This window comes from Fictibacillus sp. S7, assembly GCF_004127935.1.
In the GTDB taxonomy this organism is placed as follows: Bacteria; Bacillota; Bacilli; order Bacillales; family Fictibacillaceae; genus Fictibacillus_C; species Fictibacillus_C enclensis.
In genome coordinates this window covers 4,314,462-4,335,646 of the sequence record NZ_QJKL01000001.1, presented here as the reverse complement: position 1 = coordinate 4,335,646, position 21,185 = coordinate 4,314,462, and the positions used below count along the sequence as shown (strand labels likewise).

The window sequence follows — 21,185 nt, the reverse complement described above, 5'->3', positions numbered from 1 at the left end:
AGGGGACTCTCTCTTATCCGTTCTATTCAGGTTGTAGTTCGCTTTCTGTTACCCATTTGTGATTCTTAACTTTTTCTCCACCAGTCGTTGTGGTGTAGTCAACCATATATACTATGGTTGTTTCAGCCGAATCAATCACGGCCGAAGCTCCTTTCATGCCTTTCATATGGTCCGCATTAAGTTTTATTTTTGTTCCAGGTTTTAACGTCTTATTGCCTGCATTCTGAATTTCCTCTTGAATCACCCACTTGTGATTTTTAACGCGTTTTCCCCCTGTTGTCGGAGTATAAGTTACCGCATAGGCTGTTGTATCATAGGCACCCACAATTTTTGCTTTAGCCCCATTCATTCCTGGCATGTGACTCGCCGTAATAATAGCCTGGCTTCCAACTTTATATTTTGGATTCTTCGCTTCTTTTAAACCTTTCGGAACTTCACCTGAACTGGAATGGTTCATGCCTTCATGATTCATTTGATTCATATCATGATTCATACTTCCGTGCCCATCATTATTTGAGCATGCACCTAAGGTAAGTGTAAGAGCAAGTACTGTTGTTACAAATAAGCTATTTTTAATTTTCATTGCTGATTTCCTCCTTCCATAAACACAAAAAGAATGGGCTCTCCTCCTATAAAACACATCCCTGACTATAATTTATTAGGGAGGTTGCTCTAAAATGCACGTGTGAAATTTACAGGAATTAGACTTTTAGAAGACCGGAGCAAATAGCACGTAACCAATTGATCGTTTATTTGTTCTTAAATTTTTCTTGAAGAGCGATTTGCTCCTCTAAACTTTGCTTCAATTCTTCATTAGTTAAATGTTTTGTCCGAAAAATATTGTTTCCTTTACTAATCCTATTTATATTTCGCTTGAATTGATCGCGAACTGTCTCTAGGTTATACATTACTTCAGCCTTATCTATTAATTCAGTGTAATTGCTATCTCGGAAAACAGCTACAGTTTCTCCGCATAACTCAAAATCATACTGATCAAATGTAAGTGGGTTTTGCATACCAAATGTCATTAAAGAAACACCGTATGGGCCACCAGCAAAACCCACTGAAGGACCATAAGAATTATCAGGCTGTATAGCTCTTGCCGCATATCCAGCAAATTCTTCCTGCCGAACTGAAAAACAGTAAGTATAAACACCGTGCCCAAGAGAAGTTTCCTCAACTGCCGTTTCGTCATACATAGATGCCGCCCCTAAGTAATCAGGTATTAATTTACTTTCTTCATTAAGCGATTCATAAAGGAAGTCAATTAAAAAACGACCAGAATAACAAGAATCTAAAAGTAAGTGATAACGCAATGCCCCAGATAATGAAATTGCTGATAATAGTTCAAATAAATCTTTATAGGTAATTACTCCATCTTTTAATACTAGTGAACCCGTATCATATTCACCATGACCCGCAAATGAAATTGTAATGCCTCCGCCGACCCAATCATCTTCTTTAGTATATTGTGAGAACCAGGCACCAATTTCAAAGATTGCATTCCTAACATCAACCATAGTGGGGTTATCCAATCTTTTATGCCATTTTTCTTTGCCTGATGCATACCAATTTTCTCTCCAATATTCCTCAAAAAAATCAACATCAGATTTTGTAAATTCTAAATTGGAAAATGCCCTCTGCCGAATACCGCGAGTATGACTTTCAATTTCTTTTGAGTAAAGTGGTCCTTCTGCCGCAATAGATAAGTACGCTTGATAATATCTAATCTTTCCCATTTAATCTCCCCTAACTTCATACAAATCCTGTTCCATCCTCTAACCCATTTCTATATATTACCACAATACCCGCTACAGGTTTTGAACTAACTCTTCCTAATCGCTGCTGATACTCAATAAAATTTTCGATATGAACGTTTTTTAACTTGGACACATTTGATATGGGAGCGTCCGTTTCTGCTAGTCCCCGGGCATTTTGTTTTAACTCCTTTTCGTAAAACTTAACCGTTTCGGAAAGAGCCCCTTGATGCGACAATGTTTTAAAAATTCGGTAGATGCTTTATGAAAAGTATTTGTTTCACTTCTTTGGATATTGCTTCGAGTGCTCGCTTCGTTTGAGCGTTGGTAATGGAATTTCTTCGTTTAATGGAGAACCCTCCTTTGCTATTTCGCAAAGAACGGTTTGTACTGCGTGGTACTTTTCGTGGTATTTTCAAAAGAAAAGCATCGCAAAAAAATCGACATAAAAAAATACCCCCACGCTATATAATGCGTAGAGGTTAGGTAAATATTACGAAAATTGGTACGCCCTCGGCAGGAATCGAACCCACATCTCAAGAACCGGAATCTTACGTGCTATCCGTTGCACCACCACTTTATAAAGGAATTGAACTATTCAAGTCAATAAGCAATAATTTAAAAAGAACCTGTCTTAAACAGGAGCAAAATTTATTTATAATACCCATCCTGAACAAGTAATGGTGAATGGTCAATTGATTCATAGAGTAATTGCAATTAATGGTTTAACTGTAAACTGCAATATTCATCATACAGTAATTGATGAAGGCAATTCAGAACGCAATCTATTAAAGGGGATTACAAAAGTTAGAACAAATGCGTCTCAGGCTTTTGTTAAAATTAACGAAAAGAGAGCTGGCCATTCGCCATACAAACGAATAGCAGCTCTTTTTTTCTAGCCCTTTCATTAATGTAATAAGCTCCCAATGTAACCTAATAGCGCAATTCCTACAAAGATAATAACAACAACTGCTATGGCTCCAGTGATCCAGAACAAGACTCTCCAAAAAATGATAATTACAACCACTACACTAAACAATAACAGCAGGAGTAAGAGCATGTCTGTAAAATGTCTGGCTAAAAGAAAAATGACGAATCCCACAAAAGCCAACAAAGTCAGGCATATAAGAATTTTAAATATGCCCCTAACGATCCTTTTTTTATTTGCCCTTTGCTGTGTACTGTTCATAGTTACAGCCACCTCAATTGAATTTAGTAAGGTAGTTCAAACGGCTCTTTACAGGAACGCTCAAATCATCACCTTTCAAGTTCACTGACTAACTTCATATGTAAATTAAGTTCCTTTTTATTCACTTGTTCTATTTTATCAAATACCTTCACCATTTCAGTTAACGGTACTTTTCCAAATGGCTCTGAAAGGTTCTCTCTGGATAAATAACCAATATTATAAGGAGAGCAAAGAACTGCAGATTTCTTGGTTAATCCGTATTCTAAAGAATCTTCCAGGACGTGCCCAAATTCTGCTACGTGTCTTTTTTCTATTCTAGAAGTAATGGTGGCAATTTGAACTGCTCCATCTTCAAGATCTCGAACAATTAGAAGAGGTCGTGGAGATGATTGGACCGATTCACCGGTTTCCACATGTTTAAATTCAAGTTTTGCTTTGCAAAGAGCACCCATGGGGAGAACTGACTTTTCGTTCTCCATGGGTTATTCTTCCCAGAATTTCATAGCTTTTTTATCGTTTGTGTACACTGTCACCGTATCTTTCTTATCCAGGTGTTTATAGGGATCTCCATCCCCTTTTAATTTTCGGATGGTATCATGCTGCTTATTAATACGATCTAATTGAGCATTTAACTTGGCTTTTAATTTTTCTTCCTCGTTAGTCATGTATATCCCTCCGTTTGTTCGTTTTAAATATCAGTGTCTAATCTCATTCTATTCAAAGGTAACACAATAACACAATTTTACAATAATTTAATTGTGCCTTATGACAATAAATTGCAATATAGGATAAAATCATACGGTTTACAGGAACGTTTGTTCGGTTATATTATAATCTAAAGGAGGTGGCCAATTTGATCAGAGACAGAGGTAGTATAAAATGGACAGCAATGATGCTGCCGGAGCATGTTAAACAATTAAGGGAATTTGACTGGGAACAAAGTAAAAAAATGAAACCAGAACTGGATGAGCAGCAACTTCAACTGATGGAAGAGACCATTTATGAAGCAATGGCAGAAGATTTGTATTTATGCTTTACGTATTTTAAAAACGACGACTTTCATTTATTGATTGGGAAAGTGCACTTTGTGGATACTTATAACCGGGAATTCAGGGTAGTGGATTATCACAATGAAATACATAAAATTAAACAGGTAGAATTAATTGACGTAAAGGTAAATTAAATTCATTGGATATTTATTTAACAGGTTGAAATGCCTTCGTTAGCGTAAACCCCAGGAATGGTACCCAATGGTGTACCACTGGCAGTTAATACAGCCAAAATTCCACCTAAGGATATAAAAAGTTTACTTTGAGTGGCATCAAGTGCCATCTGGTCAACACCAAAAAAATCACCTGTGACACCTAACCCATGGGCAAATGATCCTACTGGCGTTAAAAATGGTGCAAACAGGTGAAAAATTATATATGTTAACAAAACCATCTGATAACACATAAACCTTTGTACCATCTCTCGACACAACTACAGTTTGCGGGTTCACATGGGTTGCAACATTATTTACCAAAACCGGTAGGGCTGGATTTGTAGTATTAAATACCGCAATATCATTACTTCCTGCATTAGGTACGAATTCAAAATCACCTGATGGGTGGAATGTAATATTAATTGGAAAGGATCCAGAGCCACCTGTACTAACAGTTGTTCCAGTATCCGTTAAAACACCGTTACTCACTATGTTAATGACCCTGATACGATCGTTTTTAAATTCTTCTGTAGAACCTGTCCATTACCTTTTGGTGAAACATCAGTTGCTTGTAAATCAAGAACTTGCAAGGTGCTTATGATAGCATGATTTTGTATGCTATAAGAGGTAACTCGTAGTCCTAGTTATTAAAAAGCTGCGAAAATAAAGTAGGTTTCTTGATTGATCACGCCCACCTTTGTATGAAAATGTGGGCGTGGTTTTGTGTGTTCTTAAATAATGGATTGTAGTTAAAAAATTCACTTTCTGGTCTTGGGATTAACGTTCTAGAGCTCCTTTGTTTATTAAATTACCTGTTACATATCGCTCATGAAAATAATCTGGTTTCAGAACTTGGCCTCTCCGTTCATCATTCCAATCTTGTCCAGCTTCTACAGGTATATCAACTTCTAGTAAGTCTTCTTTGACCATGGCCTTCATCTTTTCTACAAACTCCAATCCACCAGAATCATTATCAACGGCAAGCACCCACTTTGTGATTTTATATCCTTCTTCCGTAGCTTCCAAATGACTTTGTGTAATGGTTTTAGGTTTAAGACCGTTCATACTTACCAACCGGGCATCCTGCAATCCTCTCCCCTTGATCGACCAATAAGAAAGCATATCAATGGGGCTTTCAAATGCAATAATCTTATCCGGCCTTCCTACATCAATTGTAAATCCACCGTGTTCCTTGCCGTTAGGCATGATTTGTTTAAACGTTCCCCGTTTATTCTGCATTTTTATGGTCCCTTGGCGATCAGCTCCAACAATTTTTCCCTTCCCGCCATTTTCACGCCATTTAAAGACGGCATTTTGCTTCGTATCTTGAGCTAAAAGGTCTTTTTTAAACAACCAATCTACAATCCTAGGATCAATTTTTCGTTGCACTATGAAATAGTTTTTTACAGAGGTATGGTCTTTCACTTCTAAGAAGTCAGGGTAGCTAAAGGGTTCATCAACTGTTTCTTTTCTTAACTCCCCTTTTTCTAACGAACGGTCTTTATACTCTCCTCCATTAATGTCGGTAACAGCTTCTGGGAAGGTCATGTCATAATACATCATCGCAAATGAGATAGCTCCTACTCCTTTTTCTTGCCTACTATTCCAGTAATACATATTATCTTTAAAAACAAGCGAGTCATGTTCCTGGTGGCGATAAAACCTTTGACGAGCACCTTCTGACTTAATGGGTTCACCTTTTGCTTCTAGATAGTCGATCAAATGGATCTCCCTGGCTCTTGAAATTTCATCAGACGTTACACGAAGAGTCATCTTCCCACCTCCTGAGTGATTAGCGTTCTAATCCTTCTTCATGGGTAATATGAGTCGTTGTTTTCTCATTAATACTTTGTACCGATTCTTATTTCATTTCTTGAATGTTTATTTCTTTAATCATTGTCCTATTTGGAGAAAGTATGTTGCCCCGATCCCTTATCATGTTGGTTTCATACTCTGAAACCACCCCAGACTCCTTGCTGTAAGAGAACGTCTTGAATGTAAAGCCTGCATTATTCCGATCCATATACTTCATTTGCAGCGTGCCACTTTCATGATCTTTATTTGCCGAAAGTAATTGGTATTGCTGCGTTTGCTGATTATCCGTTTTGGACAGAACCAAGAGGCCGTCTTCATTCCTTTGATCCACGTACCTCTTAATAATTTTCTCTGCTTCATCTAAGGTAAATTGATGATCCTTTGTGCTTTTCATTATTTCTAAAGCAGTGATGGGGGGATAACCTTTGTCCTGCATTTCTTGGTACAGTTCCATTTCTTTATCGGTGAATGAATGTAAACTATTTTCACTACGCTCAACCCAATTCGCAAACCGTGCATTCTCAATCAATTCTGATTTACCATGTTTTAAATCATCCTCATGTAAAATGAACGAGTCCAATTCAGATGTATCATAAGCATGCTGAATCCTGTTATAAACATCAGAACCCAAGACATCACTTAGGTAGGTAACATCTCTTACATGCAGATCCACCTTCGGATCAAGAGGAGAAATATAAAGGTTATCCCGATTTCCCCCGTCCCAAATAGGCAGGCTATAAGTTTTTCCACTATCAACATCCAACATGTCAAAGTACCCGATCATCTCTTCATCATGGGTCAGGTTTAGAGAAACAATATGTTCAGATTTACTTTTGCCATTTTCCATGGTATGCCCTCTCCTTTCTTCACCTTCTTAATCCTTCCTCATGATGAATAGCTTTCTGATTTGTTTGTTTTACCGGTTGTCTTTCATTTCGAATAGAATCCTTTACTTTTTCTTCTAAGTTCCTTACTTCCTCACTAGATACAGCACCAGTTTTCAGCAGGTTACTTTTACTTTCATAGTAGTCATTCTCAAAATCTAAGCGTTTCAGGACGGTTTCTTCATTAAGGTCTCCTGCATTCTCCTTGCGTAAGGACAATTGGTAATTCATGAATTTATTCTCTAGAGTGCTTTTACTTTCAAAATTTTCAGCCATTTTTCTATATAGATCGGGCTCTTGAATCTGTAGTTGCTCCAACAGGGAGGAAAAGGGCTGATCATCTTCATCTTTGGACATGACAAATGGCTTCGGTTCATACCGATTACCTTCTGCATCAGTCACTGTATACTTGGTTTCAATTTCCATCATTTCATGAGTAACTGTTCTTAATTCACGGTTTACTGCTAGTAAATAATCGTTCATTTTCTTCAGACTTAGCACTGTTTTAGGTTGAAGTCCTTCTGCCTCTGACCACTCAATTAAAGCCATAGGTTCATTACGGTCTTTAGAGCTAGCTTTGCGGTTTTCCACCAGATCTTCTTCAATGACTTCAATAAAGGCATGAGAAGTTTTTACGACTTCATCCAGCAAGCGGATCTTATCATCGAATTTAGTCTCGTCTTTTGAAAAGTGGCTAATATAACCTAAACTGTATTCACTTGTGTCCAATCCCAGATAAGAAGCCACAGTAAATGCTGTTAGTTCTGCTTGAAATTCTTTTTCGTGATGGTTGTAATTCGATCTTGTTTCTTCCGTATGCAATGTAGCATGAGCTAATTCATGGATTAAAGTTTTTACATTTTGTAATTCACTGTTCCTGGGATTTAACGCTACTTCCTTCAGCTGGGTATAACTAACTCCTTTTGCAGCTCCCAGTTCTTCATACGGATCCACGATATTAATACCATATTTATCAGCTACCTTTTCTAACGACTGATAGACCAGCGAGTAGTTATCGACCTTGCCTTCCAGCCATCTATTGGGAAAAATTTCCGGCAGGTCTTTCGCCGTAGCATTGGTCTGCGACACGTCAAAAACGTAAGTAAGCGAGTAGTATCGATCTGTATAAACGGGAATTTCTTTGTTTCGAATCTTTTGTTTCTCTTCAGCTGTTGCTTTCGCAATTGGAATCTTTTCGTCTCTGCCATTCCGTCTAAAATAGTTAAATGGACTTGGTTTAAGGATCTTAATACCCTTTTCGCCTTTATTTACTGTAAAGCCGTGTTTTTTCCAAAATCCAAAATTTCCAACGGCGAGAGCTCCGGGAAACTGATGATCAATTAGCGCCATATTTCGGCTGGAATACTGATAAAACCTAGATTTGTATTCCAGATATTCTTTTAGTTGTGAAGGAGTTTCAAAGTAAGAATCGACCTTATCATGAAGGACATTGGTTAAATCCTTGATCTCTTGCTGCTTTTCCTCAAAGGTTTTGGATTTGTAATTCTTATTGGCCATAGTTTTGTCACCGTCCCTTGGTTTGATAATTACAATACCTTTCCTTCATCATCCAACTCGACTTCATCATTTCCCAATAATTCTTCTACATTTGATTCAAACCAATACTCCGTACTTTCTATTTCTAATCTGTTATCTTCTACATTGAATGGCACTAAGACGTCATCTCTATTCAGTAATACCTGGTGTAAACCGTTAGCCTCTTCGGGCTTTAAAGGTACGATAAATTCTTGATTGCCTACAGCTAACACAACATCTGTATCTCCAACCTCTTTTACCAGAGCTAACTGGAAACTCATAATATGTCCTCCTTATTTTTGCGATGGTTCTCCCATTCCACTCGTTTTTGTCTTTTGTTTTCAATTCGTTCCTGTATCGTAGTTTTGGCTGTCATTAAACCTTTAGCTTCCATTTGATCAGTAGTTAGGATGTCATCTACTGAATCATTAATCATGATCCCGTTCAACAACTCGATCATAATCTGGGTGTTTCGATCGGTGTTATTCGTACCTAATCGAATCCGGGTCAATTCATCTTTTAACGATTGATGCAGGTTTTGACTCACTACTTCAGCAACATAATTGAGCGACCACTGGTTTTTTTTCAGCCGTTTATGTTCATTCACTAAATAGGTGATGGCTTCACCATTATACTTAAAGTTCTGTTCCTCTTTAATCTCTTCCATGTAATCCATAACTTCATCTTCGAGTGTCACCCTAAACCGATTTCTTTCATCCACTGGCATGAGACCCATCACCTTTCCCTATTAATTTGTTGTTGAAGCTGTTCATACGCCATTTGATTTTTCCAATTTTTATACTCACTGTTTAGCATCCGGTCTATTCCATATTTTAGTTGTCTGAATCCCAGGTTATCCTTTAATATTTGGCGTTTAGTTGGCTGTGTTAAAAGAAGGTTTGGGTTTGATTTTAGATCTTTATCATACTTTTTCATTTCTTGCAGAAAAGCATTTCCCATTCTTTTGTATAACTCATCCACCTTATTTTTTTTATAGTCTGCATACCTTTTATTATCACTGGCTCCGTACGTCTTCTTTAGTACTTCAGTTTCTTTATCAAGTTTATTGATCAGCTTTTGGTAATCCTCTTTATGGTGTTTTTCAATATAATCCCTGGACAGCTTATCGATTAGAGGTCTTACATTGTCTAATGAATTATATCCATAAGACCATTGTTTATGGTCCTTCGGAAGAGAATGATAAATCTCCAAAAAGTCTGTTTTCAACTTTCGATTTTTAAACGATAGTGTATTGTCATTTTTCTTTGAATGAACCAATTGATTTCTTATTAGATCATTAATAATTTTTAAGTCAGCCGATCTGTCCATGATATTGTTAATTACTTTTGACTTCATTGATTCAATTGATTTTAACTTCCTTTTACCTCTTTCTCTGGTTGGCGAAGGTTCTACCGTTGCGATATGAATATGGATGTTATCCGTGTTGTAATGGATTGCGCCAGACCAGACAGAAGATTTATCTAACCCTTCTCTTTTTAACATTTCATTCAATGAAAGACGTGCAACTTCTTTTAGTTTCTTTTCATCAATTGAATGGCTTTTTGAATGGTATACCCCATGTTCTTCTAGCCATTTATTATCAAAACTGATCACATCTTGCCAAAGAATGGATTCGTTTTTTTGAGCTATGGAAAACGTTCGTTTCAATTTCGCTTTTTGTTCTTCATTCAACGAATCGAATTGGTTAGTAAAAAGAGATGTTGTCTTATGTTGGTTTCCCATATAATCCTGATAGTTCATAAAATCAAGATTGTTTTCGTTAGTACTCTCGCGTTTGGCTTTATCCCTATCTACATAATCGATATAATTTTTAAACGCTTGTGAACCCGGTAAAACAAATCGCGATTTAACAATTACACTTGCTTCTTTACTTGTCGATACCATAGCCTCCACTATACTCCACCCCCTTTATTCTTCTAGTAGTTCAGCTAATAAGTTTTCCAATCTATTAATCGATTTTGTCGCTTCTTCCATCACATACGCGTTCTTTTCAATAATCAGTTCCAAATGTTTGATTTGCTCATTTGCTTCTGGATCATAAGCTGTTTTTTCTATAACTGATTTGAGATATTCTTGTCTTGAGATTGATTTTTTCTTGGCCGTCTCATCAATTTTTTTCAAAGCTATTGGATCGATGTTTCTTATTTTTATTTCCATTAATTCGGCTCCTTTTTTGTTCCTCTACACTGTGTCCGAGAGCTGCATCGATTAGAGAAGAAGAGCATAAGGGAAAACTGTCCCCAACTACGTTGTGGAACTAGGCAAAGCCTAGTGTTTTCATGGGTACATCTAAATTATTCAGGTGGGCTGATATGGGTCTTACTTTTCCATCTAGTGGGCTGAAATAGGTCTGAACACTAGCTTTATTAAATGGATAAATCTAATTCTCTTTTTCTTAATTCAAGCTTTTCTTTCTTATCTTTTAAAACCTCTTTTTTGGCATTCAAATCTGCCACCAGTTGTTTAGAATCTTCTATTTTCATTTTGTAACCATTGATAATGCTTTCTGTTTCAGCCCTTTCTTCTGACGTTTCATAAATCATTTCATCTTGATTGGACGCAATTGCATGTTCTAACTCATTTTGTTTCTTTTGCTCTTTTCTTTCTAAGTTTTCAGTTTCTTCCATTTCTTTTTCCGTTTGTGCAATCAATACATCTGCTAAATACATGGCATATTCATCATTGGTTTTAACCTTGATTGATTGATGTTTTACCTTTCGCTGATCACTATAAAGTGTTGATAAAATCTCTTTATTTTCTTGATTCTCTTTCTTTATTTCTTCCTCATTCACAAGCTCATTCTGAGTCACTTTTATGACATCTAATGCCACTTGTTGAAACTCTTTGGATAATCCGAAGAGTTTTAATACATAAATACCATCTTCCTCGAATACCTTTCTCGTTTCTATAGCTGATGTTTCTCCATTTCTCTGGAATGCCTCAAACCTGATGTCTTCATCAATAGTTTTGAGATCTTTAGTGATGAGCGTAACCTCCATTTCGTTATTTTTTTTATCGTAAACCCACGAATCTATGGTAATTAATCCATTACCTGAGACAGACTCTTCTTTTGCTAACGCAGTATTTAAAATGGGTATTTTTCCTTCCATAAGGAAATTTGAAGATAAAAAGAACATAAATCCAAGCATGGATATTGCCAAGAATCCCATAAAGAAAACCGATGAATTTCTTTTTAAGTTGACTCGATCCTTCTTTAACATATCATCTTCAACTCCTTACTTTTCAGATTTATTTTGCACCACGCTTGAGCTGTCCGCCTCCACATCTTCGACTTTTTCAGCGATCCATTTGTTCCCTTCTAATTTAAAGGTGACCAACGCAAAGAGTTGACTTTTATCAACATTTCCAGTAGCTAAGTACTTTAGATCATGATTAAATTTAACGATGACCTCTATTCGTTTTTGGTCCGGTTCTAATTTTTTCACATAGTACTCATCGTTATAAATCGTGGTTGCCACTTGATCTTGGTAGGTTGTATCTGCCGGAAAAAATCGGTCAAGTAACTCTTTTGACATTAATCGTTTTGCTTTTTCTCTTCTTTCTTCGTAGCCTTCTTTTTTCTGAACATACGCTAAATCCATAAACTCTTTAGTATCTTTAATCATGGTATTGTAGTGCTGTTCTCTTCCAGAGGGAGAAAACAGCTTTACTTTATTCTTCATGTTTTCATTTTCATTTTTCAGTTCTATGTTCTGACTCACTACTTCTTTTGTACTTTTTTCTTTCTTTTTCTGCTGTATAAACAGAAAGATATTGATTGCGAGCAAAATGATTAAAAAGTAGAAAGCCAATGACTTAAGTACCTTAATGCTATTCATTACACCACTTCCTAGCCTTTAAAATCGGCAACTCTTCCGAAGCCATACAAATGAGATTTCCAATAGGAGTTCGTTAAGTCCGTTTCTCCAACTCCTCCACTATTGGCATCGTACATTTTGTTATTTCCAAGATAGATCCCAACATGAGTAACTGGGACACCTGCATTATAGGTATTTGTAAAGAATACTAAGTCCCCTGGCTTCAAATCAGATTTTTGTACTTTTTTTGAAGCTTTAAATTGTTCATTTGCTGTTCGGGGGAGGTTCACTCCGGCTTCCCTATAAATCCATTGCATGAGAGAAGAACAGTCAAATCCTTGTTGAGGATTATTACCTCCAAATACATAAGACATCCCTTTGTACTTATAGGCTTCCGTTAATACGGCCTTCAGTTTCCCCTTCGCACTGGCTACAGCATTTCCGCCCCCAACTGGTATATTCTCTAATGCTGCAACGCTTTTCGGATGGTAGTATCTCAATACGGCGTCTACATAAAGTACATCGCCATAGCACGCCCCTGCTGGAACAGCATCACCTCTAATACAGGAATATACGCCTGTATACGCTAATTTTTTATACATCATTTTTGAAAATTCGATAGCTAATTCTTTCGAATATTTGCCTCCGTTGTACTCTTTAGCGTAGCCAATAAATCCTCCGCCAAAGTTGTAACTTTGTAAACCTAGCAAAATATCATGACCGGCTTGATCAATTATTTTTTTAAAGTATTTCACCCCTTGGTTGATGGAGGCTTGAGGCGACTTTATACAACCAACGTACCCACAAAGACTCTCTGAAGCCTGCATGGGATCTTTACCTCTTCCTCCAGATTCCTGCATCATTTTTGCAAGGATCAAATCGGTATACTGTGGTATTCCGTTTGCTTTTGCCTCTCTTTCCACATCTTTTCTATACCTTTCAACCATTGGTGAAAGAGGGAGTGTTCCTAAGTTTAATCCTTCTGGATCAAAGACTGTGCCATACTCTTCTTCTTTTGAATCATCAAAAAATGCTGTGAAAATCCCCATACCTAAAACGAGAACTCCAGCTAATAAAATGATTCCTCCCCAGACGTAATACTTTTTAGGGATTAATGCCAGAACATGCATTTAATTAGGCACCTCCACCAAAAACGTCTAATTCTTCCTGAGAAATATCAACCTTCAGTTTTATGTTTTTCACTCCTGAAATGCATAAGAATACTTCACCTGTCGTTAGATATGGAATTTGTGATACTTCACTATCGGTTAACTGACTTGTAAATACTTCTTGTAGTTTTTTCAAGGATTCTGAGTCTTGTTCTCCGATGATTTTGTATTGTGTAAGTCCAAAAAGCTTCTTTACTTCTTCAGCTGTACCCTTGTCCGAATTCTCAGGTACAAAGTCAGTAATCAGATGGCTTGCAAAGAATAGCCCTCCAAAATATTTACGTGCTTCTCTCATAAATCGCTGGAGGTACTCGACTCCATGCTCTGACCCTTTTCTTGTATTTATAATGTGATGTGCTTCATCAATGAGAATTAAGTAACGGGTCGCATCTTCAAATCTCAGTTGTCTTTTATTGAATGCTCTGAGTTGTGGAGCACCATTAATCAGCATTCCATCCCATAACATGTTCATGATGTTAAACACTTGAGCTTGAAATATCTCCGGTTTTAACTCAGATAGGTGCCTTAGAGGAAAAGATACGACTTGTTCATTGTTGATATTGTCCATGCTGGAATGTCCGTTAAATAACTGAGCATAGTTCGTCACAATGTTTTGTACATTTAACTCAATTAACTCCAACCGATCTTTACGCTGTTCGCTTAGGTTTTCATGAATGATTTTGTTGTTAAAATCTGCATAAAGTTCTTCTTGAACTAGAGAAAGAAAATCCGTATATATCGGATATTCGTCTGCCCTTCTAGACGTAATTGTGGACTCTGCAGGATTGTTTTCATCCCACAAGCCCATTTTGATATACAGCGACCGCAGCAGATTCTCATATTCTTTTAATTCAGCATCGGTAGCCTCGGGATTAAGAAAACGGTAAAACACATTCAGCTTACTCAAATGCTGTCTAAAGCTTCCTTCTGGCAGAACGTTGCCATCATCATCGGTTGCTGTGGCATAAACTTGAAGGGGGTTAATTAAGCCAGAACTCCCATCCAGAGCCACTACTTTTCCACCTAACTCCTTGGTAAGCTCTTCAAACTCTCCGGTGACATCCAGAATTCGCGTATAATATCCTTTAATTGAATTATCGTGCGCGACCTTTTTTAACATCGTACTTTTACCGGAGCCCATCTTTCCAATCATTAACGCGTTATAAAATTTCCGTTGTGAATCCTTGTGAAACAAGTCAAAAATCACATTTCCCCTTGTCGCTGTTGTTCCATAATGCGTTCCATACGGATCATCGAGAGAAGTGAAGTGAAAAGGAAAACCGCCTGCAATCGACAGCGAAGGAATCTCTTTTCCTTTTCGTTTATTGGTGTATTTTAATTGTGTGGTGTAGCTGGTTAACAAACCCTCCCACTCGTATTCCTGTTCATTTAAAAACACACTGCCTCTAAAGTTTTGAGCTTCTAAATTCTCCATAACTTCCTTTGTAAGTTTTTCTAATTCATCAATTGTTTTTGCATTCACATACAATCGAAGGTGAACTCGTTTCATTACTTCACCTTGAGTTATCGCATCATACATATCGCTTAATTCTGTATAACTCTCCCGGGCATCGATACGGTCGATATTATCCTTTGCCGTTTCGTGCCTTACGTTTTGCTCTGCCATTGATTTGTTAATCGATTCGACGATCTCTTTTCGGTTTGGCGTCGAAATATCAATGGTAGCTACTACATTCGGCATGTTAACGATAGGTTCAAGCCAGAGGTCCGAAACGATGGAATTATAATCGTAGACATGTATGCAGGTTTCATATCCATCTCCCTTTCTCAGATACGCCTCTTCAAACTTGATTCCACCTTGAGGTTGGATTTCAGATACCAGGTAAGGATTATATCCATATTTTTCTTTGTCCGTTATTGTTTCTTCCTCATTCTTGAATCTAGAAAAAACAGTTGTTAATATTCCCATAACGCGCTGCTCCTTCCTAGTTTTTGTTTTTAGAATTAAGGTTGTTCAATTTATAGAGGATATTGATTTTTTTTTCGTCAGAAAGCTCAATGATTGGACACGTCCTTTGTAATAGTCGTTTCACCTGATTCACTTTATTTAAGAGTGTGTATTCGTTATCCGAATAGAGGAAGAGGTAATACTCTCTGTTTGTTCGGTTGCTTTCAATGAACTGCAGCTCTTTTAACTTTTTTTGTAGAAATGGGATATACAATGGGTTTTTAGTTCTCTCTATTTTTCTTTGAATGAAGCTTTGCTGAACACTGGTATCTACAGGGAAATTCAATGGGACCAATTTAATGTCATCCAAATAGGACTGCAAGAAAAACGCGAATGAGTAAATATCGTGATTCTTATCTTCGGTGTTCAAGGAATAGATGTCTTTTGATGTCAACTGAACGATTTCCAAATATTCGTTTTGTCGAAGTTCAAAGTATCCGTTGGCAGTCATATCAATGACCGGAATTATGTCCGTAATGCTGGACTTGATCTTCACCTTTTTTTCTTTCTTTTCTTGTATTCTCTTAAGGTTTTTTTCATCGAATATGGTTGTTTCCGTACCGTAATTCGAATTCTTCTCAACAAACACAGATTTAGGTTGTCTTTCATCATGTTTCTTTAGCTTAGGCATTAGCAATCACCATCCTATTCGTCCGGTTTATCTATTGCGCAATACGTGTCCTTTCTTCTTGAGAAGGCAATTACAATCGCCTGGTACATTCTCTTTTTAGGGTTAGTGTAAGGGCGTATTATTAAAACGATTCCAATAAACCCCATGAACAAATAAAATGGGATCTTAAGAGAGGAATGAACCACGTTTCCCAGTACCATGGCGAGTACCAGTAGAGCTACCATGAAGAGTAAATCAAACAAGTATAAGGCTTTGTTGATTTTTAATTCAGTTGTGATCTCCTTTGGTATTCTGTAGTTAGCCAAGCCGATTCACCCCTTTTTCATTTATTCTTCCTATAGCTTGCTATTTTCTTTCTAACACTCTCTCCGGTATTTTGGCCGATTTGGTACGATTGTTGGACTTTTTGAAAGGAACGGTTGCTTTTGACTTTATCTGACATGGCCTGTCCAACATGCCTTGTTTCCCGTACACTTTCAGTTGTTCTACGCTCATTCGTAGGGGAAGAGCTTGTAGGGCCAATCGAGCTAACAGGAGTTAAATCCCTTGTATCACTTAAAGAACCTCCTCTGGATATTGGCTGGCTCTCCATAACATGATCACTTCCACCGTAGGACGGAGCTGAACTTTGCGGACTTACTGTACTAACTTGGCCTCCAGGTGAATCATTAACTACTTCTGTACGAATGGATCCTGTGTTTTCGGAACCGAATACACTAGTATTAGAACCACTGCTATAAGAGCCTCCAGATCCTTGAGAAGCATGTGAAACCTGTTTCGCCACATTTCCACTCATGCTGTTGCTAGAAGAGCTAGAAGGCGTATTATTCACAGCACCTGACTTATTTTGATCATTTTTACTCATGTTTGAATTGGATTGAAGTTCCTTGCTGCCTTGTTTTCCGTTGGCCGCCATCTCTTGATATAGCCCTGGCGGAAGATTACCTCCTTTGGCCTGGTCATTCTTCTGTTGCTCCTGATGGTTCATTTCGTGTTCTAATGAAGAAGCTACCTCTTCTCGCCCAGCATTAAGCTCTTCAGATCCTTTTCCTTGGTCGGTTTCTCCATTCTGATTTTTCTCCTTATTTACGTCTTTGTTTTGATTGTCACCTTTTCCGTTCGGGTTGTTTTTTGAAGTTTCATTACTTTTTTCCTGTCGTTTATCTTCACTTTTTCTTAATCCCTGGGCCATGCCAGCCACACCTGCCGCCCCACCTATGCCTTTCAATGCAGCTGATTTACCAGCACTCGATAATCCCTTGACTCCATGGCTTAACCCTTTACTTCCAGCGTAAGCGCCTGCTAATGCTCCCCAACCAGACTTCAGTCCGGCGTCAATTCCGAATAAACGCTCCACAATATTTGGTCCGTCAATTACTGCAAGAGAAAAAGCAAACAGGGCAATCAAATAGGGCAAACCGTCTAATTTGTCGTCAATAAATACTGTCCCAATGATGTAGATTTTCATGGATAGAAAAATCATTATGGTCACAAGAAAGATATTTAGAATGTTTTGTATGATTTGTTTCGTCTTTTGTCCTGAATGGATGTCAGCTGGGGCAATAATGGTTGCTAACACATAGTTGAATGCTAATTCAAAAAATAACTTTGCTAGCTTGATAGCTATAGTCAGCAATGTAAATGCCGTAATCGCTAAAGTAACCATGATTGTGAACCAATGCACTGTATATCGGTAGTAATATTCCTTGGTAATATCGGTAATGAAATTCCCATCGTCCAAATCCTGAAGCCCATGCGAGCCATCTCCCAATGTGTCTAATTTCTTAGACAAAATATCCACGCCATTGTTGGACAACTCTTTATCCTTCGTCAATTTTGTTCCATCAGTTAAATAAGAATTAATGTCAATGTCTCGGATATTTTCTTTTGGTATCTGGTTTATGGGGTTGATATCTGGCTTTTTCCATTCTTGCAAGTCATAGAGAGCAACATCAATGATTCCATCTTTTATGATGGTGTCTGCCAAGCTTCCCTCTTCTTTTCCATTAAGTGCTGTTACCGCATCATTTGTGAAATGATCGGCTTTATTCATACCGGACCCTAACAAGGCAATTACGACTAATGCAAGAAAGACATTAATAATGATGCCTTCTCTATCAATCTTCTTTTGAAAGATAAGCAAGTAGCCCGTATAAAGCAGCGAAAAGGCCATCAAGATTACTGATAGTGGCTTAAGCATTTGAACAAGACCAGATATGTCACTATCAGCGAAGAACGTCTTTAATCCGAGTATGGAATCTGTTACATTCTCGAGACTATCAACCAACCATCCTAGACCAAGTATGATGACCCAACCCAAGCTTCTGAAGACGTCCATAATAATCCAACCGTCTGATAGGTTATCCCCAAACTTTAGAAGGACGTCTAATATTTCTTTATCACTCATATCCTCACTCCCTCATTGAAACAACAACACAAGTCATTTCAGATCTAAAAACTCATGGATTGTCATGGGATACTTTTTATCAAATTTTTCAACTTTAATAATGAAAGGTGCTTCATCCAATCCTTGTTCGATTGTACATACGCCGTCATCAAGAGAAACAACGAGGACTTTTCCATCGTTCAAAATGTTTTCCTTGTGTTCTTCTAACAAAGCCAAGATCTCATATTTCAATCTGAAGTCCCTCCTTCATATTGACTTATTAATCTTTTGAACTTGCCTTTTAGGGCAGCATGAATATTTGATTTTAGGACGTTGTTATCAACCATGTTCTCAAGCAAATCCATAAAATCAATGATGTTCATCTCTTGAATGTCAGGCATTTGTAAATCAACAACATTGGCCACACTTCTTTCAATGATTACAATGGCATTATCATTTTGAAAGAAGGTTTTCACATTCATTTCCTTCCACTGAAGAGAATCCTTTTCTTTCGAATCTGGGGAGCTAAAGGGTTCCGATATGCTAATGTCACTTTCCTTCCCTTTGACTTCAGCAGTTGCAGCCACTTCTTGTTTTACCAAGGCTTCTTGTGCAACAGGTGATTCCTTGACCTCCTGCCTTACATAGGTATCATCAAAATCAATAACTAAGGTTTTTAGATCAACATTTGCATGTAAACAAGGAATATCGATGTCATTAATGGATTTACTGGTATCAAAGTATTCAGAGAGATACTCCCACCTATATTTCATGGCGGTATCTTTGGTATTAAAGATCGGATATGGCGTAATTCTTTTTTTGCTTAAATCTTGTCGTTTAATGATTCGGATAACGACCATTTCTCCTTCCTGCAACTGCATTAACTCATTCGCATTGAGCAGCTTTCTGGCGTCTACGCTTTCTGTTTTACTTTTGTCGAAAGAAAGTGTGCCACCACTTCTACTTTTTGTCGTAATGGTTTGATCACCTAACTTGCTAGCGATTTTTTCAGCTGTGGCCGTATCCGTAGTCAAGATATAGATCGTGTTGCCACAGTTTCCATCAATGGTCTCCCATCCATCTCCATATTTCTCTTTTAACTGGCTGTATGCTTGAATGACAAGGTTGAACCTTATGTTGCGGCCTAAACAAACCGTTACTATGTTACTCATACCTTCAATAGCCGGCATGTTTCCGAATTCATCCAGTATAAAAACGACTTCACGTAAGCATTTGTTTCCTTTAGCGACAGAAGCGTTTTTCGCAAGCTCTGTATAAAGCTGTTTAACAAAGAGTGAAGCAATGACATGCAAAGAGGCATCATAATCCGGAGTGATCATAAAGACGGCAGTCGGCTTGATAAAGTAATCCATTTTTTCAATCCGAATACTTCCCATGTCCTCGGTACACATGACCTTTACTTTGCCAGTGTTAGGATCAATCTCCTTCACATGAACCTTCAATCCATTTTCCATTCCTTTTTCTTTGAGTAATAAAGTGTCTCCCTCGTGTATCTCATTAACAAAGTTAATCTCAAATCTTCCATTCACATCCGTTTTAACCGATTCCATTTCTCCATTTGAAAAAACGATATGGATTCTTGTCAATGGAGTAGCGAAACCTACCACGTTTCGCCCAAATCCTATTCGCTTTAAATCAAAACTGCTTTTTGACGTCATCTTTGCTAGTGCATCTAAGGTGAATATCCCTAGTTTTGCGGACGTATTTGCTAAGATTCCTGCTCTAGTTACACCAGAAGAGAAATTTAGAGTGGCATATTGCATCTTTGCAACATTATCAGGAGGTAGCTTTGAAAAGTAATCATCGAGGGCATCGGTTTCTATCCCTGTCTCTTCATCAACGATTTTTTTAGTTCCTAAGTTGGTAAGCATATTCGCCACGCTGTACATTGTAATTTGTTCATCCTTGTTTTCTCGAATACACTTATCACATATAGCCAGGATTAACGCGTTACAAAGGGAGATGGATGATTCCTGCCAAAATTTATCTTTTGCTTGCGGATCATAGTAGAGCATGTAACTGATGGACTGGGCGAGCTGTTGAGCATTTGAAAAGTCTTTTTGTTTGTATGCATCTATTACAAGTTGGAGTATTTGGTAAGACATGCTTTCCATTGGTTTCATCAGATTTAAAACTTCCACATGGTAACCCCGTTTTTCCAGCGTTTCTTTTGATGCAGAATACAATTCTCCTTTGGGATCATTCATTATCAAGGAAGCCTTCTGCTTCGCGCGACTGTAAATGTCAATCATACTGAACATTCCAATCTCACCCTTACCAGAACGTGTGGTACCGATCCAAAGGTTATTGACAGGGCTATAATCTATAAACAACTTGTTTTTATACCGTGAAACCGGAACACCACCTCTACCTTCAAATTCTAGAGTTTTTTCAGGTACAGCCTTGTATTGCTTTTTTAATTCTTCAAGTGTAGTAAACCTGGACGTTCCTTTTTGCCCATCTTCAAGTGAACGGAAGTTTGAACGGACTTTGTAAACCACTATGCTTGAACAGATGAGAGCAATTAAAGCAACTGCTCCATAAATCGCTAAGGATTTGAAATGCAAGCCAAAAAATGTACTCCAGTTTATCTGTACAGGCTCGGGATTGAGAACGTCTTTTGTGTTGAGAATTGTCATAATGGTTTTAGTAACAACATTAACGAAACCATTAATCAGTGTGAAAGCAAGCGTGAATACCATAAGACCAATGAAGAAGACTGTCTTTTTTTGAGAAAAAACCTTAGTCATAGCTTCCTCCTTCGATTTAAAAAAGGACACTCATT

At 37.7% G+C, this 21,185-nt stretch carries 23 protein-coding genes; 2 read left to right on the top strand and 21 right to left on the bottom strand.

Annotation, left to right across the window (positions count from 1 at the left end; translation table 11 throughout):
* Positions 1 to 22: 22 nt before the first annotated feature.
* Positions 23 to 583: a YdhK family protein gene (locus DMO16_RS22035; protein WP_206738152.1), complete on the bottom strand. Its 561-nt coding sequence runs from the start codon at positions 581 to 583 to the stop codon at positions 23 to 25.
* Positions 584 to 749: 166 nt separating this feature from the next.
* A complete protein-coding gene (locus DMO16_RS22030; RefSeq protein ID WP_129480054.1) occupies positions 750 to 1,739 on the bottom strand; it encodes a hypothetical protein in 990 nt (329 codons plus the stop codon).
* A 698-nt stretch (positions 1,740 to 2,437) separates the two neighbouring features.
* Between DMO16_RS22030 and DMO16_RS24690 the strand changes: the two genes are divergently transcribed.
* Positions 2,438 to 2,656, top strand: a complete 219-nt coding sequence (locus DMO16_RS24690; protein WP_206738151.1) for a hypothetical protein — start codon at positions 2,438 to 2,440, stop codon at positions 2,654 to 2,656.
* A gap of 358 nt (positions 2,657 to 3,014) precedes the next feature.
* On the opposite strand, the gene DMO16_RS22020 is transcribed toward DMO16_RS24690, so the two are convergent.
* Both DMO16_RS22020 and DMO16_RS22015 read right to left on the bottom strand, forming a co-directional pair.
* Positions 3,015 to 3,425 carry a type II toxin-antitoxin system PemK/MazF family toxin gene (locus tag DMO16_RS22020; protein ID WP_129480053.1) on the bottom strand — a complete coding sequence of 137 codons (411 nt, stop codon included), beginning with the start codon at positions 3,423 to 3,425 and terminating at the stop codon, positions 3,015 to 3,017.
* Between the two features lie 3 nt (positions 3,426 to 3,428).
* Positions 3,429 to 3,611, bottom strand: a complete 183-nt coding sequence (locus tag DMO16_RS22015) for a hypothetical protein (protein WP_129480052.1) — start codon at positions 3,609 to 3,611, stop codon at positions 3,429 to 3,431.
* 179 nt (positions 3,612 to 3,790) lie between these two features.
* Between DMO16_RS22015 and DMO16_RS22010 the strand changes: the two genes are divergently transcribed.
* The gene (locus DMO16_RS22010) at positions 3,791 to 4,129 is read left to right on the top strand and encodes a YolD-like family protein (RefSeq protein ID WP_425590047.1); all 339 of its coding nucleotides are present in this window, start codon (positions 3,791 to 3,793) and stop codon (positions 4,127 to 4,129) included.
* Between the two features lie 17 nt (positions 4,130 to 4,146).
* On the opposite strand, the gene DMO16_RS22005 is transcribed toward DMO16_RS22010, so the two are convergent.
* The 17 genes from DMO16_RS22005 to DMO16_RS21925 form a co-directional block, all read right to left on the bottom strand.
* Positions 4,147 to 4,389 carry a hypothetical protein gene (locus DMO16_RS22005; RefSeq protein WP_129480051.1) on the bottom strand — a complete coding sequence of 81 codons (243 nt, stop codon included), beginning with the start codon at positions 4,387 to 4,389 and terminating at the stop codon, positions 4,147 to 4,149.
* A gap of 538 nt (positions 4,390 to 4,927) precedes the next feature.
* Complete coding sequence (locus DMO16_RS22000) at positions 4,928 to 5,923, bottom strand: toprim domain-containing protein (RefSeq protein ID WP_129480050.1); 996 nt, start codon at positions 5,921 to 5,923, stop codon at positions 4,928 to 4,930.
* 88 nt (positions 5,924 to 6,011) lie between these two features.
* A complete protein-coding gene (locus tag DMO16_RS21995; protein ID WP_129480049.1) occupies positions 6,012 to 6,812 on the bottom strand; it encodes a hypothetical protein in 801 nt (266 codons plus the stop codon).
* A gap of 19 nt (positions 6,813 to 6,831) precedes the next feature.
* Positions 6,832 to 8,367, bottom strand: coding sequence for an ImmA/IrrE family metallo-endopeptidase (locus DMO16_RS21990; protein ID WP_129480048.1), 1,536 nt, complete (start codon positions 8,365 to 8,367; stop codon positions 6,832 to 6,834).
* A gap of 29 nt (positions 8,368 to 8,396) precedes the next feature.
* Complete coding sequence (locus tag DMO16_RS21985) at positions 8,397 to 8,666, bottom strand: hypothetical protein (RefSeq protein ID WP_129480047.1); 270 nt, start codon at positions 8,664 to 8,666, stop codon at positions 8,397 to 8,399.
* The gene (locus DMO16_RS21980; protein ID WP_241840628.1) at positions 8,663 to 9,106 is read right to left on the bottom strand and encodes a hypothetical protein; all 444 of its coding nucleotides are present in this window, start codon (positions 9,104 to 9,106) and stop codon (positions 8,663 to 8,665) included. Before DMO16_RS21980 ends, DMO16_RS21985 begins: the two co-directional genes overlap by 4 nt.
* 14 nt (positions 9,107 to 9,120) lie before the next feature.
* The gene (gene mobP2 / locus DMO16_RS21975) at positions 9,121 to 10,290 is read right to left on the bottom strand and encodes a MobP2 family relaxase (RefSeq protein WP_129480459.1); all 1,170 of its coding nucleotides are present in this window, start codon (positions 10,288 to 10,290) and stop codon (positions 9,121 to 9,123) included.
* 24 nt (positions 10,291 to 10,314) lie between these two features.
* Positions 10,315 to 10,563 (bottom strand): hypothetical protein, encoded by a 249-nt coding sequence (locus tag DMO16_RS21970; protein ID WP_129480045.1) that lies wholly within the window; start codon positions 10,561 to 10,563, stop codon positions 10,315 to 10,317.
* 209 nt (positions 10,564 to 10,772) lie between these two features.
* Positions 10,773 to 11,627 (bottom strand): hypothetical protein, encoded by an 855-nt coding sequence (locus DMO16_RS21965; RefSeq protein WP_129480044.1) that lies wholly within the window; start codon positions 11,625 to 11,627, stop codon positions 10,773 to 10,775.
* Between the two features lie 15 nt (positions 11,628 to 11,642).
* On the bottom strand, positions 11,643 to 12,245 hold the full coding sequence (locus DMO16_RS21960; RefSeq protein ID WP_129480043.1) for a hypothetical protein: 603 nt from the start codon (positions 12,243 to 12,245) through the stop codon (positions 11,643 to 11,645).
* 11 nt (positions 12,246 to 12,256) lie between these two features.
* Positions 12,257 to 13,354 carry a bifunctional lytic transglycosylase/C40 family peptidase gene (locus tag DMO16_RS21955; protein WP_129480042.1) on the bottom strand — a complete coding sequence of 366 codons (1,098 nt, stop codon included), beginning with the start codon at positions 13,352 to 13,354 and terminating at the stop codon, positions 12,257 to 12,259.
* A 4-nt stretch (positions 13,355 to 13,358) separates the two neighbouring features.
* Positions 13,359 to 15,323 (bottom strand): VirB4 family type IV secretion system protein, encoded by a 1,965-nt coding sequence (locus DMO16_RS21950; RefSeq protein ID WP_129480041.1) that lies wholly within the window; start codon positions 15,321 to 15,323, stop codon positions 13,359 to 13,361.
* A 16-nt stretch (positions 15,324 to 15,339) separates the two neighbouring features.
* On the bottom strand, positions 15,340 to 15,993 hold the full coding sequence (locus DMO16_RS21945; RefSeq protein ID WP_129480040.1) for a hypothetical protein: 654 nt from the start codon (positions 15,991 to 15,993) through the stop codon (positions 15,340 to 15,342).
* A gap of 14 nt (positions 15,994 to 16,007) precedes the next feature.
* On the bottom strand, positions 16,008 to 16,298 hold the full coding sequence (locus DMO16_RS21940; RefSeq protein WP_129480039.1) for a DUF5592 family protein: 291 nt from the start codon (positions 16,296 to 16,298) through the stop codon (positions 16,008 to 16,010).
* A gap of 17 nt (positions 16,299 to 16,315) precedes the next feature.
* A complete protein-coding gene (locus tag DMO16_RS21935; RefSeq protein ID WP_129480038.1) occupies positions 16,316 to 18,400 on the bottom strand; it encodes a pLS20_p028 family conjugation system transmembrane protein in 2,085 nt (694 codons plus the stop codon).
* A gap of 33 nt (positions 18,401 to 18,433) precedes the next feature.
* The gene (locus DMO16_RS21930; RefSeq protein WP_129480037.1) at positions 18,434 to 18,631 is read right to left on the bottom strand and encodes a hypothetical protein; all 198 of its coding nucleotides are present in this window, start codon (positions 18,629 to 18,631) and stop codon (positions 18,434 to 18,436) included.
* The gene (locus tag DMO16_RS21925; protein WP_129480036.1) at positions 18,628 to 21,150 is read right to left on the bottom strand and encodes a VirD4-like conjugal transfer protein, CD1115 family; all 2,523 of its coding nucleotides are present in this window, start codon (positions 21,148 to 21,150) and stop codon (positions 18,628 to 18,630) included. The genes DMO16_RS21930 and DMO16_RS21925 overlap by 4 nt, the downstream gene beginning before the upstream one ends.
* Between the last annotated feature and the right edge of the window lie 35 nt (positions 21,151 to 21,185).